This is a genomic window from Pseudomonas sp. P7548 (assembly GCF_013386585.1).
In the GTDB taxonomy this organism is placed as follows: Bacteria; Pseudomonadota; Gammaproteobacteria; order Pseudomonadales; family Pseudomonadaceae; genus Aquipseudomonas.
The window spans coordinates 26,489-42,265 of the sequence record NZ_JACARO010000004.1 but is presented as its reverse complement, the minus strand read 5'-3'; the positions used below and the strand labels follow the sequence as shown (position 1 = coordinate 42,265).

The window sequence follows — 15,777 nt, the reverse complement described above, 5'->3', positions numbered from 1 at the left end:
GTCATTCGCTTTTGCTTATCTAAAACAACGGCTGCGGCATGGGCAGGACGAAAATATATGGTTAAAATGCCGGCAGCATTGTGGCGTTTAGCTGAAAAAATCTTGTCGCCATACAGGACTGAGGCCAGGGAGTCGGAGTATAGATGTCTAGTTATTTACCCCAGTGGGTGACAGATATTTCAGTTTTATGTTCTATCGCAGGTTTAATTTGGACAGCGGTAGTATGGCGAGAGACTCGCCGTATTCGTGCAGAATTTCTGGTGAAAATCAGATTGCCAGATGTACTTAAAGGTCTGAAGCTCGAAGTTCAGCAATTACTTTCTTCGCTTGACGACTGGCAAAATACGGGTAGCCCAAACAAAGCTCACGAGTCAATATCTAAGCTCAAGGGGCTGTTGCTCAATTTAAGGCTAAAAGTTTCTAATGCTGAGTTGAAACAAGTCGATGTTGTGATTGGTGTAATCGAGCAGCGAGTCGGAGATTCTTGTGAGGTTAGGTCGGTCTCGGAATTATCTCTAGTTAATGGCTGGAAACTCGCTGGCGAAGTTAATACCTTGCTGTCTATGTTAGGGCAGCGTGTAAAAGATATGAGGTGGGATTGATATGAGCGCAGACGATCAAGTGGAAAGGCTTCTCATGCAGTTAGTGAGGGATACATCTATGGGGGCAATTCGTTGGTCGCTAACTGAGCCCCATTATTTTCTGACTAACGCGACTGAAGACAAAGTGGTGTCGTTTTATGGCGCTATTTATAATCAGCTCGAAGTGGGAGTGTATGAGTCTCGATATAAATACTGGCATGATGAAGAGTCGTTTCACTGGTCTTCGGAAATACGCTTTTCTGTAGTTAAGGACGGAACGCTGGTGTTAGATTACAGAAAGTCGTCTGCACCCCTTTTTCAACTTTTCCAGATGGCGAAAGCTCAAACTCTAAATATTGAATCGTTGCTTAAAGATTCTCTTTTTTGAGGTGATTCGCTCGGCATAGCGGATGCCTTTTTGTCTGTAAAACGAAATGATTGCCGGCTGGCGGGATATCGTTGATATTGAGTATAACGGATGACCGGCATGGAGTCGGATCAAGGAGGGTTCTGTGGTAAATCAAGCGCAAATTGACGCAGTTGAACAATTACTGATGGCTTTACTTAAAACCAACGGGGTCAGCCTTTCTGTTAGTACTGTTTTTCAAAAGGCTGAATCGGGTTTGATGGGCGAAAATGGCCCGCCAGGTACGGAACAGAAAACCAAAGCAGCGAACTACTTGGCGCACCTGAAGCTGCAGTTGAAGTAATGGTTCGTGTGCTCTAACCCGGCTTATAGATTTCGTCATCAGGTTCTGATGGTTCGTCCTCGAGAGACTTCATTCCGGCCGCTTTGATCAGTTGCGACACCTTTTCGGTAACAACAAAAGGTGTCGTGACACACTTGAGCATCTGGGCCGCTGTTTCAAAGTCAGCGGCGATCACGTTGCGCAGCAGGTTCTGATACACCTCCTGCTGATTATTGAATCCGTGCTGCTTCATCAGGCGCTTGAGGTCGGCCTTGAATACGCCGGCGACCTCAACCGTAAATTTCTCGACGCCCAATGCGGCATCTTTCGCTGCTGCCCTCTCGCGCTTGCGGCGCTGTTTCTTCGCTTCCGCTGTCAGCTCTTCCTCGGCCATGGCCTACCTCTTCGATTCCACTTGCCGGCAGTGCCAACCATGTAGGCCGCCGCCGAGCGGTTGTGATCTTGCTGATGCGCCTCATCGGGTTACGCTGATCACTGGGACCATCCCTCGATGTTGATGTTCTTGCCGTCGGCGCGAGCCTCAAGTACCTGGGCGCGGATGACTGCAGCTTTCCAGGTGAAGCACATGCCCATGACCTTGCCGGTGGAGCGCTCGACGACGTGATAGGCGCCCGTACCCTTGTTGACTACCTGGAAGCGAACCTCCTGTGCGGGTTGTTCCTTGCCGATCATGGCGTACATCGCGCTAGTGGCGATTGTTGCGCGGACACGGAGTGCCGCAAGTCCTTCGGTGCGTTCTTGCATTGATGGAGGCATGTCTTTTCCCTCGAGATTTGAATTAGGCGAGCAGCACCGGTTGTTCGGCGCGGCGCACCATCCTGACTTGCGCTGTACGGCGCTCCGGCACTCGCCGGTCACGACGCATCGACTCGTCACCGATCATTGCGTGCATGGCGATTAGCGCCGCCAGGACGAAGCACATCGGCGAGATGATTTGCCGGCGCATAGCCTCGGCCACCAAAGCGGTGCGCTTTGTAACGCCCAACTTGAACATCGCATTGGTCAGGCGCTTCTTCACGGTGCCAGCCTCAATACCTGCCTCCCGGGCGATCTCTTTCGAGGTGAAGCCCTGAGCAATCCAAAGCAGGAACTGAAGCTCTCGCGGCGCAAGGCCACGTCCGAGGTGGCCTTTCCATGAACCGTTGGTGATTGTTACTTCCATCTTGGTGACCCTCGGTTGGTTTCCCGTTAGTCCCTGTTGTCAAGGACTATCGGTGAAACCCCCGACCTCGCTGCTGGCGACAGGCCGGGGTTGTTGCGTCAGCGGTGCGTGTTGCTGGTGCCTATTCCCCGCTGCTGATTGCAGGTTTAGGTAGTCGTGTATGGCGGCGGGCTTCCCTGTTCACTCCAGCTGGATCAGCAGCGTTGCCGGCGTGGTCATTGGGTATCTACAACATGCGGCGTACAGCCCTGTGCCTGGGTAGTTTGTTCGGCACACCGCATGAGGTCCGGCGCTCCTCAAAGCCGAGGCTCAGCGCGCTAATTCTGTTCAGTTAAATCTCCTTTCTACCGCTGGGATTTGCGGGGCGCATTGCTTGCCAGGTCATTCGCACGGTTCCAGCGTTTCGCTCTCGATCAGCCGCACAGGGTTCACCTGTCGTGGGCGGGCTATCTGACCCGTCTGATCGCCGGTCGCCGGCAGAGGCAATACGGTCTGTTGGTATTTCTTGTATTGCGCTGGCTGTTAAAGAGCGGCGCAGCTTCCGCTGCTGGCCGGCGATGTTCGTTGCTGGCTGGAGTGAAAATATAAGCCAGCTTATTTGTATCGTCAATAAGCATGCTTATAATTTTTCTATGGGCGATAAAAACCCCGCTCAGTGGCAGGCTCCTTTATGCGTCACAGTACTCGCGCCAACCGATCCTGACGGCTCCGCCTTCCAGATGCTCGACCCTTATCCCGGCGGTATCGCCAATGTCTTGGATGACCTGATGCCAAGCTTCGGGGCTTTCGTCGTCGCGCCTGGAAACCTCCACCAGTTGGGTCCTCTGCACTCGAGGAGAGGAAATTATGCGCTGCAGTCGGTGGCCTACAAGCTCGTAGGAGTTTCTGGGTTTGGGTGTGGGGTCGGGGGCCATGTTCATGCTTCGCTCCTTGCAAATACTGTGTTTTCGTACAGTATTGGCGCTGACATATATTGGCAATAGGGCTACAGGAAGTTTTATGCATAAATGCATACCTCGGAAAGCAGATACCTCGCGACCTTTGTTGAGTAGGGCTATAGCGAGTCGAGGAGATGGAAGTTACAAGGATGCCTTAGCCTAAGCCCGCGGCAGGGAGTGCGGCCCTGTAGGGGCTCGCAACAGAAAGACCATGGGCGTTCGACTGTGAAGGGGGGAGTACAGTGGAGCCAAAATCCAAGGAATTAGACCCACTATCTAGTCAATTCCCAAGGCCGTGCCACAAACCCAGCAAAGATCTCAATATTGCCATTTTTCATTATATGCTGTATGAATATACAGTAGGTAGTTGTGTCGGAGGAGATATGAAAGAAAAGAGCGTATTCGAGGAAATTGTTATTTATAAAGAAGGGAGTCGTGTTGGGGGCTACGATATTGCAGGCGAATGCAATATTATTCCATCACTAGAGGCATGTCACTGTAATGGAATTTTGCTTAGACCAGTGGCATGGTCATGGTTTTATTTAGGAGTACATGTAACGACAGATAAGGCCAAGGCTGAAGAGTTGTTGTCATTCGGTGAGAGCTTACAGCCTCTTTACGCTATTGTCGGCTAACCGTGCACAATCAAAATGTAGGGCACGGTCCCAATTTTAATGAGTAGGAAACCCGAGCTTATCGAAAAAAGAACGATTTCTTTCTTTTGCAGATCTCACAAGCTGATCAAAGGATATTACCTCGACGTAAGCATGACTTGGTTCGTTGTAACCAAAGTAACCCAGCCCATCGGACGTAATTCTTAAATTCGCTCGCCTGCAACGCTTTTTCATCGTAGGTGTAAGATCACATACCACATAAACATAACCCGGAATTTCTTTGTTGCCCGGTATAGGTCTTCCAGACTTAGTCATAATGCCACCCTCCCTGATGCGATCCAGATAACCTAGAGCCTGGTCAATCGGGTCTTTATCTTCTCCTTCCTTCATGTCATCTCGCATCGGGCGTTTGATTTCGATGATAGTAAGAGAAGCCATGGGGAAAGAACTCCCATCATTTACAAGGATAGGATTGTCAAAAATTCGGAGGCTTAAAATATCTGGCTCTTTTGTTGAGGCGCTATCTGTTATTGGCATTGAATTTAGCGTCTTGTCAGATGCTAAATATGCGTGGAATGACAGGCGTTCATCCAATAGCCATAAGTTGCTTCCGTCGGCCATCACAGAGTCCGAGTCTTTACCCATAGGGAAAATCAACTCGTGTATCGTATCCTCCCTTGCGTATTTGCCGTCATCTAAGCGAATTATTGACTGTTCTAGAATGTCGATGATGGCTTTTCGATGAGAAACATAATTTGCTAAGTCAGACTTCTTGATGTCCTCTGCCTTGCTCACATAGTTATTTAATCGCTCCTTGTAGTCTATAAGTGATTCGTTTTTGGCTGGGGACATGATGTCATGACCCTCACTTACCAGCTGTCTTTCTATCTCGTACCAAATTTCATGAAGGTGCAGGTCTAAGTCTTTATCGCTTATATCTGGGGATACTATGAGGTCTTCTTGTGACGCGTAGCGGGTAATAAATCTGTATCGTGGAGCTTGGTTGTCTATAAATGATGTAATTCTCCTATTACCGGCTTCAATGCTGTCTTTTAAATAAGTTTCAAGATAAGATTTGGCACGCTCTAAAACCCTCTCGCGTATCATCCGCAAACTTATTTCAGTCTGCGAAAAAACTCCGTTAAAGTCCTCTGCGATATTAAAAGATGTTCTTTCGCTCCTGACGTTTTCGTCTAGATAAGTAGATGATACATAACAGCTATAAATGAAGTCGCCTGTTGAGTCTGTTAGCTTTCCAGTTAGGCCAGGTATTTTTCCTTGTATTCCTTCTTCCTTGGCTAGGCGATTAGCAGCACATAGAGCTATTTGGTGTTTCCTAGATGTTGAATATCTAAATTTTATATGAGTTAGCTCAAAGTCAGTCCCGAGGATCTCGATTTTCTCATGCGTGGCAGCGGACATCATATTGGTGTCGTATAAGTTGTAGACGTCAATTATATCTGCGCCATCTTTAACCGAAATTCTCGGGGCACCATCAGGACGTACAAAATACCAGAGGCAGTGCTCGAGTAATTGGTTGGCAATTACCGCGGCGGTTTTTGGTGTTGCATCCCGATAACTTTCATTGAATCCAGAAAGCTTTATCTTTGAGCCACTTCCAGTACCCACCTTGAGAAACTCCGAAAGTTTGTTTACCCCGTTCGATTCGTCCAGGCTGAATGACCGAAATTTCAAATCTTCCCCATCATAGTAATAACTTTCGACGTCTACGTTATCGAAAGCTTTAAGCCACATCAGTCTTCCTACGCCCCTGCAGCCCTTATCTATTTTGTGATCAGAGTCAAGTGTTTGGAATGAGTTGAAATTTACTTCATTAAATCCACAGCCATTATCGGAAATGGTGAAACCAACTATTGGCTCTAGCCCGGCTTCTATGTCGAGAACGGATTGTTGCGAACGATTTATTTCTAAAATAATTCGTCCTTTCTCGAGGTTATTTTTCTCTTCTATTGAATGGATTGAGTTTACAATGGCCTCAAATACGGGAAGAAGTCCGTGGCTTTTTGGTAGTGATGTGTTTCTAAGCCGGCCTTTTAAGTTTGTTTGAAGTAAGAGGCTCATTATAATTCCATTTATGTTAGTTGAGGCTTTCATATTTTAACCTGAGGTAAATAAGCCCCTCATCTGTGCAATTATGGTTAATTTCCATCTGCACGGTTATCCATACGCATCATGGTAATGGCTTAGCGCCATCAGCTCAATAACGGCCACGAAGACGCAGAGCAAAATGAAGCCTGGGCTGAAGACCCGCTTGCGGTTGGATGAACTGCCATCCGGCCAAGTGCCAGCGTGGCTTGTGAAAACCACGATGAGCGGCAGCAGAGTATAGGTCCACGCCTTGGTCCAGAAGCTCTGCTCTCGCCATGAGGTTGATGATTTTCCAAGGGCGGAGGGCATCAGTAGAACTTCTGCAGCGCCTGCACAACAACGCCCACGATCCTGCAATTCTCATCCACAGCCTCGATGGGATAGCTCGGGTTCAGCGGTTTCAGGAACAGCCGGCCGCCGTCGTTGACCAGCTTCTTGAATGTTGCCTCGTTGCTGTCCGGCAGCTTGGCCACGACCAGCTTACCTGGTGCCACCTCCGCTTCAGTGTCTACCAGGATCAGCGTGCCTTCAGTGATGCTCTGGCCGGTGGGCGCTGTCATCGAGTCACCTTTGACCGTCAGCCAGAACGCAGGGCCTTTGGAGTCGTACTCCGAAAACTCGTAGGTGTCCGAGATTCCGGCTGGGTAGGGCTCCACTGCTTCCGCCCAGGCGCCGGCGGCAACCCAGCTCACTACCGGGTAGCGGAATGATTTGGTGGGCTGGGCGACAACTGAGATGTTCGATTCCGAGGTGCTCACACCTGTCATAGGACCGGTGTTTTCCGAGAGCCAAATGGCGTTTACACCGCACACGTGCGCGATCTTCGGGAGGTGTGCGCTTTGAAGGTTTTTTCCGGTCTCCAGCTGGGAGATTACCGGCTGCTCAACACCCACCTTTAAGGCAAGAGCCCTCTGCGTCAGCTTTGCGTGGTTGCGTGCGATTTTGATTCGTTCGGCGAGTGTGCTCATGAGCTGAAATTTATAAGTTCCCTTATCGCCTTGCAAATAAGTATCCTTCTATTTAGGATATAAGCAAGCTTATCAGGAGGGCGCTCTTATGACCCCTATCGAAAGACTCGTCGAATTCTTCGGCGGGCAAACCAAAACAGCTTTGGCGCTCGAGGTCTCCCAGGCCGCGGTTTCGTACTGGGTTTCCGGGATTCATCCGATGGGTGCCGAAAAAGCATTTAAGGCTGAAGAGTTGACCGGCGGAAAGATTACCGCTCGCGAGCTGTGTATCCGCCAAAGAGATATCCAGTCGGTCGCCTGACATCACACCCGTCCTCACCGATCCATGTAACCAGTATCGGCCCGGCCTGTCCGCGAAGTAAGGAACCTGAAGTCGCTGGAGTTTTATCCAGTGGATTTTGAGAGGGCGAAACGGCGAAGAGGGAGGGGACGACGGCGCTGAATTACAGAAACAAAAAAGCCGGGCTGCAACCCGGCTTTTTCAACAACTTGTAAAACACTGTGGAGCCATTATGAGCACGATACCTATCTCTGGCAATACATCCCATACCGAGACACTTTTGGCTGGAGTTCAAAACGTGTCGCGACACATCAGTTTTACTGCCGAATTCATACAAAGTATTCAAGGGAACTCGCTGTGAGCGTTCAAGCTATGTCATGGGCGCTTTCTTTGCCCGTGCAAACCCTCAAAGACTCCAGCGCTCGGCATGTGCTGCTGTGCCTGGCCAACTACGCAGGCTCAAACGGTGCTGGGGCTTTTCCGTCAGCCAAAACGCTTACCGATGACACAGGACTTTCCGAGCGCACGATACGAATCAAGCTTGATCTGTTGGAGGAGGTCGGGCTCATCGTTCGTGGCAATCAAGCTCTGGCCGCGGTTTACATTGATCGTCATGACCGCCGCCCGGTGGTGTATGACCTGATGATCAAGCGGGGTGCAGTAGCTGCACCCCGTGAAGACGCATCGGGGTGCAGCCTTGGTCAGAACGGGGTGCAGCCTACGACAGAGCGGGGTGCAGCCACTGCACCCAATACATCAATTAACCATCAATTAACCGAAAAGCAGCAGCAGCGCGAGATTTCGGAAGTTGTCGCGGGGCAGGATCGCCAGGCATTGGAACCACAAGACGACCGGCAGCGGTTCGCAATGTTCGCTGAGTTCGTACCGTCCGCCAACGCCCTCGAAGCGCAATTGAAGATCGCAGGTCTTCCGGAAGATTGCGCAACTGAAGACATGATCGCTCGCTTCAAAGGCTTCTTCGTCGCCAAAACCTCGGTCGTCGATAGCGCTGCCGGCTGGTGCTTCAAGCTAGCCGGCTGGATCAAGCGTGAGCGCGCCCTGGGGTCAACCTCCACTGAAGATGACGCGCCTTCTGGCGACTGGGCATCGAAGGGGGTGCGCCTGTGAACCGATCGAGCAAGCCCGTAATGGCAAGTCAGTTGGTTGCCCGCCGCCAATGCGATCCAACGTACCGGGGGCCAGTTCAGTCACCTGCCGTAGTTGCCGTTGATCATGCCACCCGGGCAGTGATTGACGACCTGTTCCTTCGGTTGCGCGGCGCTTGTGGTGCATGGCGTCAATCCTGGCCGACAGAGGCCGTGATGAACGCCTCAAAGCTTGAATGGCTAGGCGAGTTCATGCGATCCGGCATCACCAAAATGGAACAAATCGATCACGGTATGCGCGTTGTCAGCGCGAACAAATCGGCCTTTGTTCCGGCCCCAGGTGTTTTCGTCAGTTGGTGCTTCGCGCCGGAAGGCTTGGGTCTTCCAAGCGTTGAATCTGCATACGCTCAGGCCCTGCGCAACTGCCATCCCGCTATGCGTAGTTGCTCGAAGTGGTATCACCCGGCCGTGTATCACGCGACTGCCGCCGTGGGCTTCCACAGCCTGCCGCTTCTGCCGCGCGAGCTTGGTCTGGCCAGCTTTGAAAAACAGTACCTGAACCAGTGCCGCCGCATCTGGCAGGGCGAGAAGCTCAATGCCGTACCGGTAGCCGAGTTGCCCAAGTCTGCCCCGAAAGTGACCCCGGATGTCGGCAACAGGGCGTTGGCCGAGCTGCGTGCCCGCCGTGCGGGGGGGACCCAGTGAGCAAACTCACCAACGCCGCTCGCGATCGAGACTGCCAGGTTCGGTTTCCGGGGTGTAGTTGCGACTCGTCCACCATCGTCCTCGCGCACTACCGTCTGGCCGGCACCTGCGGCATGGGCCTGAAGCCAAATGACTTTCAGGGCGCCTGGGCCTGCGCGTATTGCCACGACATCGCAGACGGACGCCTGCGTGCACCTGGCCAGCTGACCAATTACGAGATCCGTCTATTTCTTGCCGAGGGCGTCATGCGAACTCAGGCCATTTTGATCAAAGAAAGGAAGGTGATCACTTGAGCACCAAAATCCAAACCCTGACGGTGAAACTGTCGGATGCGGAGATCGCGCGAAACGCCAAGCTTGAGCATGTGCGCGACCTGCGAGATGCGAGTCATCCAGCGCTTCACTTTCGGTACTTGAAGAACCGCGCGCGCGGCTCCTGGTATTTGCTCCACAAGCGCCAATGGCACCTGATCGGCCATTTTCCCGACCTCAGCAGCAAACAGGTGGTCGCTGCGCTCCCCGCGGTGCGGTTGCGGGTGGCGGCTGACGGCGCGGCCAGCGTATCGGGCTGGGTGTCCGTGGGTGAGCTGCTCGACTGGTTCGGCGAGCGCATGGCCAAGTCGCGGGCGCTCTCCGACAAGCGCCGCGCGGCTATCAAGTCTGCAATCAGCTGCCAGCTCAAGCCGCGCTTGAATGATTTGCTGCTGAGCGACCTCAACGCCCAAACCCTGGACAGGCAACTGATGTGGCCGGCGCAGGAAGAGCTGTCGCTGTCCTACGTTCAGCAGCTGTTTCGCCTCGTCGCCATGGCCTTCCGGCAGGCGCGCAAGCTGGACCTGATCCCTGTCAATCCGGTGGCAGAACTCAAATTCAGTCAGTTCACCACGGCGCGCATTCAGCCCAAGCCTGCCCGGCTGCGCGATGTGCAGGTGCCCGAGTTGGTGACGCTGCTGGCTGAGCGGTTCGACAGTGCGCCAAGTGACGCCATGCTGGCCTTAATGATGCTGTGCCACGGCACCCGGATCGGTGAAACCCGACAGGCGCGTTGGGCTGACATTGCACTGCCGGAGCGCGAGTGGTTCCTGCCGGCCGAGCACACCAAGACGAAGACTGAGCTGCGCGTGCCGCTGACCGATCAGGTGTGCGGGCTGCTGCGTCGTTACCGTGACCGCCAGGCCGCGCAGGGATATGAGGGGGCTTTCCTGTTCCCGTCGCGCCGTGGCAAGCCGCTGAGTGATAACCAGGCCAGTGCCGTGTTCACTCGGTTGGGGCAGGGCGCCTGGACCAGTCACGATCTGCGCAAGGTCGCCCGCACTGCCTGGACTGACCTCGGCGTCGACGGCCACATCGGCGAGATGCTGCTGAACCACTCGCTGGGCAAGATCGCTTCTACCTACATCAACACCCAGGCCAAAGAGCAGCGCCGCTTGGCCTTGGTGAAGTGGCACAACTGGTTAGATGCGCGTGGCTTCAAGGCGATCCATGAGCAGACAGGCGTTAGATATGAAGATTCGCAAAACCTCGTAGACGCCTTGAACGGCGGGGCCTGCGAGCCAGAACCACAATTTGTTAAGGGCGAGGTTTGAAAATGATGAAAAAGAGTAGTGGCCCAGCATTCCGCGCCGCACAGATCGACCTTGCCAAGTGCCTTGCATGCCATGGACGCGCAGTGATCAGTGGTGTCTTTCATGAGTTGGCCTGCGTGCAGTGCAATGCATCGGGCTGGGTAGCCGTCGAAACCGGTGATCCGTTGCCGCTAGAGGTGCTGGTGACGCAGCTGAGCATTCGGCTCCAAGCGGCTGACCATCAGATCGAACAATTGAAACGGTCGGCGCTGTTGGGCGGGCCGGCAACCCAATATGACGAGAACAACCGCCGTGGCCCAGGTGCCACCAACTTCACAGGGGATTGAACCATGGCCTTCACTCCGAGCTTTAAAGAACGTACCGCCGAGGATTTGCTTGAGCATTGGGGCCGCTGGGTAGTCCTGGGGTCAGGTGTTTCCTGCTGTGCTTCACGCGAGAACACTATCCTGTCGCCGATGATCACTGATGACGACGCGTTGCTGATCGATAGGCTGATGGGCCGTCTGCTGAAGCGGTATCCCGAATGCGGCCAGGTCCTGATGAAGTACTACACAAGTCGCGATAGCTCTCTCATGGAAGTCGGCAAGAAAATGAAGTTTGGCGAAGAGAAGACTCGGCAGCTCTGGAAGGCAGGTGTTGCTTGGATCGATGGCGCGCTAGAATCTAAGAGGCACGCTGCCTAAGTGATGTTTATGTAGCGTCTGCACGGATACCCAAATATTTCTAGGGAAAAGAAATGCCGGACGCAAGAACAATCGCGACTTACCTGTTGTCAGCTACTGCAACGCTTGGACCCCTTGCCTATATATTGTTTGCGTTCTACGAAATGGGGCGGCTCAACTTTTTTGGAGCACCTGTTGAATTTTTACAGATGTCTTCTTTCGGGATTATACCGGTCGTAACGACTGTTTATCCGGCAATAGTGCTCACGTTTGTAATGATATCTATTGTTTCAGGCGTTCATTTTGCTACGCCAAGAGGAAAGATAATTTTGGTGGCTGCGGCCTTTACCTATGCGGCACTAATTTTTTTCAATCTGTCGATGACGCCTACTTGGCGTTGGGTGTTTGGTATCGCTGCCGCTGTAGGTGGGTTAGCTGCTCTGGGTGTTAAGAAATTTGAAGTAGTGGTCTCTGATGATTTTGATAAGTCTGCGCAGCATTTATACCAGACTAGTCGTTATACATATTGCCTGTGCGGATTTATTGTTTTTGCAATGTGTTTTTCGGCTGCAGGAAATAAAAACGCGGCGTCGGATGAATACTATTGGGTGACCGGCGATAATGTAGTTTTAGGTTTTTATGGTGACCAAGTTTTGATTGGTGAGAGGCGCGGATCGGAGGTAGGGCCAAAGTTTCGTGTGGCAGAGCTAAAGTCGTTGGAGGGATCATTAACGCAGCTTCGAGTGGGGCCGCTTAGGGCTGCCTCAATGTGGAAATCGACATCGCCGGCAGATAGACCAAGGGAGTGAGTTGACAACCCCGGTCCCTGCATATAGATTTATGGTTACTTTGCGGTTTTTCCGCGTGCAAAGCATGACCATTGAGTCAGGCTTTTTATTTTCTGAAGATCATTGAGCCTCGGCATTCGCCGGGGCTTTTTCGTTTTCGGCTCCACCACACCCGTCGCGCCAAGCTGGGAGTGATGCTGAGGCCGAATCTATTAACTTCCCGAAAGGGAGGAACCCGAGATGCCGAACATGCCAGATAAGCCAGACACCTGGGCATTGATGCTTGCGTGGCTGAGCCAGCATGCGCCGATCCTTTACCCGGCCGGACTGTCCTTCGCCATGGCCGTGCTGCGCATTACCTACGGTGGTGGCTCGCGCCGCCAGATGCTGGTGGAAGGCGTGCTGTGTGGTGGTCTAACGCTGACTATCATCAGTGGCCTTGAGTTCTTCGGACTGCCTCAGAGCATGGCAACCTTCGTTGGTGGTTGGGTCGGCTTCCTAGGCGTGGAGAAGATCCGCGCTATCGCTGATCGTGTGACTGACTTCAAGCTCCCCGGCCGGAACGTCGAATGATGCGAGTCACGCACCAAAATGGCGCGCTGCGGGCGGCCGGGGACCCTGGGGATTTTCGAGTGACACGGGGCATAGAACCCGCGGGAAAACGTTAGCCACAGGGTTTGAAAGTTAGTTGACAGCGGTTGACAGGTTGACAGGATTTGCGTGTAAAAAATTCTCCACATCGGGAACGCTATCAGTAATCCGGAGGCCGGTACTTTTCACGCTTATCCCCAGTAAACACTGGTGTTAGCGCCCGTTTCTTGCGCAAAAGGATTTGACAGCGAGCGTCGAAAAGCCGACGGGAAACCACCGAAAATCGCTGTCAACCTTGCCGGGTTAGTTGACAGAGTTAGTTGACAGGATTGGTTGACGAGGTCGACCTGGTTTCAAAAGGGAGGCCACATGACTTTTATGACTCGCAAGCAGTATGGCGAGATGAAGGGATGGTCCAGGCAGTATGTCGGAAAACTGATTCAGGCCGGGCGGCTGGTCTTGAACGAATCCGGACTGGTGGACGTTGGCGCGAGCGAGAAGCTGCTGTCTAGTACCAGCGATCCAAGCAAGGCAGGTGTTGTTGCGCGTCACAAGCGCGAGCGCTCTCCCAAGGACGCACCTACGGGCAGTACAGCAGTCGTTACATTGCCGAGCCTCGATGGCTGCGCAATGCCGCAAGTCGGTGATGAACCTGACTTTCAAAAGTCTCGCGCAATGCGTGAGCATTATTTGGCTTTGCAAGAACAGGCTAACTTTCACCAGCAGCAGGGCTCGCTTGTTTTGCGTAAGGCTGTGGAGGACGGCGCATATGGCGCTGGACGTCTGGTACGCGATCAGCTGCTTGGTATCGTCGCGCAACTAGCGCCGGAGTTGGCCGTTATGACCGACCCATGGAAAATTGAAAGACACTTGACGGCGGCCATCCGCCGCTCACTAGAAGACGCCGAACGAATTTCTTCAGCGGACCGAGAACACGCCCTGACTCCGAGTTGACCTTATGCTAGCGGAACACCCTGACGGTACAGAACTGTATCGCGAGGCGTATTTCCGTGGCTTGCGCCCGGACCCGGACGTGTGGGTGGATGAGTGGGCTGATGAGTTCATGCGTATTCCGCGTGATACCGGTGCGGCCGAGCCTGGTCAGTACCGCACCTCGCGAACGCCCTATGCCCGTGAACCGATGCGCTGTCTGTCGCCTGCCCACCCTTGCAAGCGGGTGGTGACCATGGTCGCTTCCCAGTTGATGAAAACGCAGATCGGCCTGAACTGGATAGGCGGCCTGATCCACATGGCTCCGTCAAATATCCTGGCCCTGCTGCCCAGCCTCGGGTTGGCCAAGCGGGTGTCCTCGCGCATCGGCAAAACCATTAAGGCCACTCCCGTCTTGCGCGAGCGCGTGGCGGCCAATCGGTCACGCGATGCACGCAACACCCTTGACACGAAAGAGTTCGAAGGCGGCACGCTGTATGTGACAACTGCGGGTTCGGCTGCGAACCTGTCGGAGTTGTCCGCTCGCTACATCTACGGCGATGAGATTGATCGCTGGGAGACTGACCTTGGTGATGAGGGCGACCCGGTTGAGCTCGCAGAAACCCGCGGCAGTACCTTCGGACGCAATGCCAAGTTCTACTTTTCCAGCTCGCCGACGATCAAGGGCGCGTCGCGCATTTCCGATCTTTTTGAGACCAGCGATCAGCGGTATTACTACGTGCCGTGTCCGAACTGCGGTCACCTGCAGGTTTTGGAATGGGAGCGCCTGCATTACTCCGAGGACTACAGCGTGGTGCACTACCAGTGCGCCGGCCCTGAATGTGATGTGCTCATTGAGGAGCATCACAAGGGTGAAATGTTGAGCAAAGGCGAGTGGCGGGCCAGTTCAGCGGGCGACGGCGAAACTGTAGGGTTCAATCTCAACGCCCTTTACTCGCCGCCAGGCTGGACGAGCTGGGCTTCGCTGGCCAAGCAGTTCGAAAAAGCGAAAAAGGCCCAGGCCAAAGGCGATATGGAACCTATGCAGGTGTTCTACAACACCCGCTTGGCCAAGGTCTGGGACAACGCGCAAGAGCAAACCAGCGCCGACGTCCTGCGCAATCGCGCTCGATTGGAAGCCTACAGCCTTGGTTCGATGCCTGACGGGGTTCTGATGTTGACCTGTTCGGTCGACACCCAGCATGACCGCCTTGAACTCATGGTGATGGGCTGGGGTGCTGGTATGGAGCGGTGGGTGATCGACTACCAGGTGATCGCGGGCAACCCTTCGGATGAGCGAACCTGGTTAGCGCTGGATGAGTTGCTCAAGGCTCGTTATCGGCACCCGTGTGGTGCCGATCTGGGAATACTTGCAACAGCGGTCGATTCTGGTGGTAACCACCATGACGAGGTTTACCAATTCTGTCGACTGCGTCGGTGGCGAAACATTTTCGCGATCAAGGGAGCAAGCAAGCGGGGCAGGCCGGTGATTGCGCAGCGGCCATCCAAGGTTGATGTGACGTGGAAGGGCCTGACCGAGCGGCACGGTGCGGAGCTTTGGATTGTCGGCACTGACACGTCCAAGGACTGGATCTATAACCGTTACCTGATTGAGGAAGGCCCAGGCGCACTGCATTTTGCCAATGATTTGCCGGATGATTTTTTCGACCAGTGCGTTGCTGAGCGCAAGGTGACTCGCTATGTCAAAGGCTATAAAAAAATCGAGTGGGTCAAAGGCAAAGCTGAGCGTAACGAAGCGCTCGACCTGATGGTGTACTGCCTGGCCATGGCGCATTACTTGGGCATCAATCGCTATCAGGAACACGATTGGGAGAGGGTAAGTCAGGCGGTGTTCAACGCAGGTATCGAGGCAGTTCAGAGCAAGCCAATTCAGGGTGAGCGCTTGAGCCGCTCAACAAGCACGCCGTCATCGGCTACACCTACGTTGCGGCAAAACGAACAACACGTTGCTCCCGTCGCCCATGCTCGACCCGCTGCCCCCCCACAACGCCGCATTTCCACCAGCGGTTATCTGAAGAGACGCTGAT

The 15,777-nt window shown here is 53.5% G+C and carries 22 protein-coding genes; 15 read left to right on the top strand and 7 right to left on the bottom strand.

Features of this window, described 5'->3' with window-relative positions; translation table 11 throughout:
• Window positions 1-143 precede the first annotated feature (143 nt).
• From HX803_RS02310 to HX803_RS02300, 3 genes are all read left to right on the top strand, one after another.
• Entirely contained in the window at window positions 144-602 is a 459-nt protein-coding gene (locus HX803_RS02310; protein ID WP_178918756.1) for a hypothetical protein, read from the top strand.
• A gap of 1 nt (window position 603) precedes the next feature.
• Window positions 604-969 (top strand): hypothetical protein, encoded by a 366-nt coding sequence (locus HX803_RS02305; protein WP_178918755.1) that lies wholly within the window; start codon window positions 604-606, stop codon window positions 967-969.
• A gap of 124 nt (window positions 970-1,093) precedes the next feature.
• Window positions 1,094-1,291, top strand: coding sequence for a hypothetical protein (locus HX803_RS02300; protein WP_178918754.1), 198 nt, complete (start codon window positions 1,094-1,096; stop codon window positions 1,289-1,291).
• Between the two features lie 13 nt (window positions 1,292-1,304).
• Here the strand turns inward: HX803_RS02300 and HX803_RS02295 are convergent, their stop codons facing one another.
• The 4 genes from HX803_RS02295 to HX803_RS02280 form a co-directional block, all read right to left on the bottom strand.
• Window positions 1,305-1,664: a hypothetical protein gene (locus HX803_RS02295; RefSeq protein ID WP_178918753.1), complete on the bottom strand. Its 360-nt coding sequence runs from the start codon at window positions 1,662-1,664 to the stop codon at window positions 1,305-1,307.
• A 98-nt stretch (window positions 1,665-1,762) separates the two neighbouring features.
• Window positions 1,763-2,035: a hypothetical protein gene (locus HX803_RS02290; RefSeq protein ID WP_256732796.1), complete on the bottom strand. Its 273-nt coding sequence runs from the start codon at window positions 2,033-2,035 to the stop codon at window positions 1,763-1,765.
• 34 nt (window positions 2,036-2,069) lie between these two features.
• Window positions 2,070-2,453 (bottom strand): response regulator transcription factor, encoded by a 384-nt coding sequence (locus HX803_RS02285; RefSeq protein WP_178918751.1) that lies wholly within the window; start codon window positions 2,451-2,453, stop codon window positions 2,070-2,072.
• Window positions 2,454-3,121: 668 nt separating this feature from the next.
• Complete coding sequence (locus HX803_RS02280; RefSeq protein ID WP_178918750.1) at window positions 3,122-3,373, bottom strand: DUF1654 domain-containing protein; 252 nt, start codon at window positions 3,371-3,373, stop codon at window positions 3,122-3,124.
• Between the two features lie 260 nt (window positions 3,374-3,633).
• Between HX803_RS02280 and HX803_RS02275 the strand changes: the two genes are divergently transcribed.
• On the top strand, window positions 3,634-4,026 hold the full coding sequence (locus HX803_RS02275; RefSeq protein ID WP_178918749.1) for a hypothetical protein: 393 nt from the start codon (window positions 3,634-3,636) through the stop codon (window positions 4,024-4,026).
• Between the two features lie 36 nt (window positions 4,027-4,062).
• On the opposite strand, the gene HX803_RS02270 is transcribed toward HX803_RS02275, so the two are convergent.
• From HX803_RS02270 to HX803_RS02260, 3 genes are all read right to left on the bottom strand, one after another.
• Window positions 4,063-6,120 carry an ATP-binding protein gene (locus HX803_RS02270; protein WP_256732795.1) on the bottom strand — a complete coding sequence of 686 codons (2,058 nt, stop codon included), beginning with the start codon at window positions 6,118-6,120 and terminating at the stop codon, window positions 4,063-4,065.
• A gap of 63 nt (window positions 6,121-6,183) precedes the next feature.
• Window positions 6,184-6,423, bottom strand: a complete 240-nt coding sequence (locus HX803_RS02265) for a hypothetical protein (protein WP_178918748.1) — start codon at window positions 6,421-6,423, stop codon at window positions 6,184-6,186.
• A complete protein-coding gene (locus HX803_RS02260) occupies window positions 6,423-7,082 on the bottom strand; it encodes a LexA family transcriptional regulator (protein ID WP_178918829.1) in 660 nt (219 codons plus the stop codon). The genes HX803_RS02265 and HX803_RS02260 overlap by 1 nt, the downstream gene beginning before the upstream one ends.
• Window positions 7,083-7,170: 88 nt before the next feature.
• On the opposite strand from HX803_RS02260, the gene HX803_RS02255 reads away from it, so the two are divergent.
• The 11 genes from HX803_RS02255 (at window position 7,171) to HX803_RS02205 (ending at window position 15,776) form a co-directional block, all read left to right on the top strand.
• Window positions 7,171-7,383, top strand: a complete 213-nt coding sequence (locus tag HX803_RS02255; protein ID WP_178918747.1) for a Cro/CI family transcriptional regulator — start codon at window positions 7,171-7,173, stop codon at window positions 7,381-7,383.
• A 351-nt stretch (window positions 7,384-7,734) separates the two neighbouring features.
• Complete coding sequence (locus HX803_RS02250) at window positions 7,735-8,490, top strand: helix-turn-helix domain-containing protein (protein WP_176996160.1); 756 nt, start codon at window positions 7,735-7,737, stop codon at window positions 8,488-8,490.
• Between the two features lie 20 nt (window positions 8,491-8,510).
• A complete protein-coding gene (locus tag HX803_RS02245) occupies window positions 8,511-9,173 on the top strand; it encodes a replication protein P (RefSeq protein ID WP_178918746.1) in 663 nt (220 codons plus the stop codon).
• Window positions 9,170-9,466, top strand: coding sequence for a DUF1364 domain-containing protein (locus tag HX803_RS02240; RefSeq protein ID WP_178918745.1), 297 nt, complete (start codon window positions 9,170-9,172; stop codon window positions 9,464-9,466). Before HX803_RS02245 ends, HX803_RS02240 begins: the two co-directional genes overlap by 4 nt.
• Window positions 9,463-10,758 (top strand): site-specific integrase, encoded by a 1,296-nt coding sequence (locus HX803_RS02235; RefSeq protein ID WP_178918744.1) that lies wholly within the window; start codon window positions 9,463-9,465, stop codon window positions 10,756-10,758. Before HX803_RS02240 ends, HX803_RS02235 begins: the two co-directional genes overlap by 4 nt.
• 5 nt (window positions 10,759-10,763) lie before the next feature.
• Complete coding sequence (locus tag HX803_RS02230) at window positions 10,764-11,084, top strand: hypothetical protein (protein ID WP_178918743.1); 321 nt, start codon at window positions 10,764-10,766, stop codon at window positions 11,082-11,084.
• 3 nt (window positions 11,085-11,087) lie between these two features.
• The gene (locus tag HX803_RS02225; protein WP_178918742.1) at window positions 11,088-11,441 is read left to right on the top strand and encodes an antiterminator Q family protein; all 354 of its coding nucleotides are present in this window, start codon (window positions 11,088-11,090) and stop codon (window positions 11,439-11,441) included.
• Window positions 11,442-11,494: 53 nt separating this feature from the next.
• Window positions 11,495-12,229, top strand: a complete 735-nt coding sequence (locus HX803_RS02220) for a hypothetical protein (protein ID WP_178918741.1) — start codon at window positions 11,495-11,497, stop codon at window positions 12,227-12,229.
• A gap of 219 nt (window positions 12,230-12,448) precedes the next feature.
• Window positions 12,449-12,781, top strand: coding sequence for a phage holin, lambda family (locus HX803_RS02215; protein WP_178918740.1), 333 nt, complete (start codon window positions 12,449-12,451; stop codon window positions 12,779-12,781).
• 387 nt (window positions 12,782-13,168) lie between these two features.
• Window positions 13,169-13,753 (top strand): terminase small subunit, encoded by a 585-nt coding sequence (locus HX803_RS02210; protein WP_178918739.1) that lies wholly within the window; start codon window positions 13,169-13,171, stop codon window positions 13,751-13,753.
• Between the two features lie 4 nt (window positions 13,754-13,757).
• A complete protein-coding gene (locus HX803_RS02205) occupies window positions 13,758-15,776 on the top strand; it encodes a phage terminase large subunit family protein (protein WP_178918738.1) in 2,019 nt (672 codons plus the stop codon).
• Window position 15,777 lies beyond the last annotated feature (1 nt).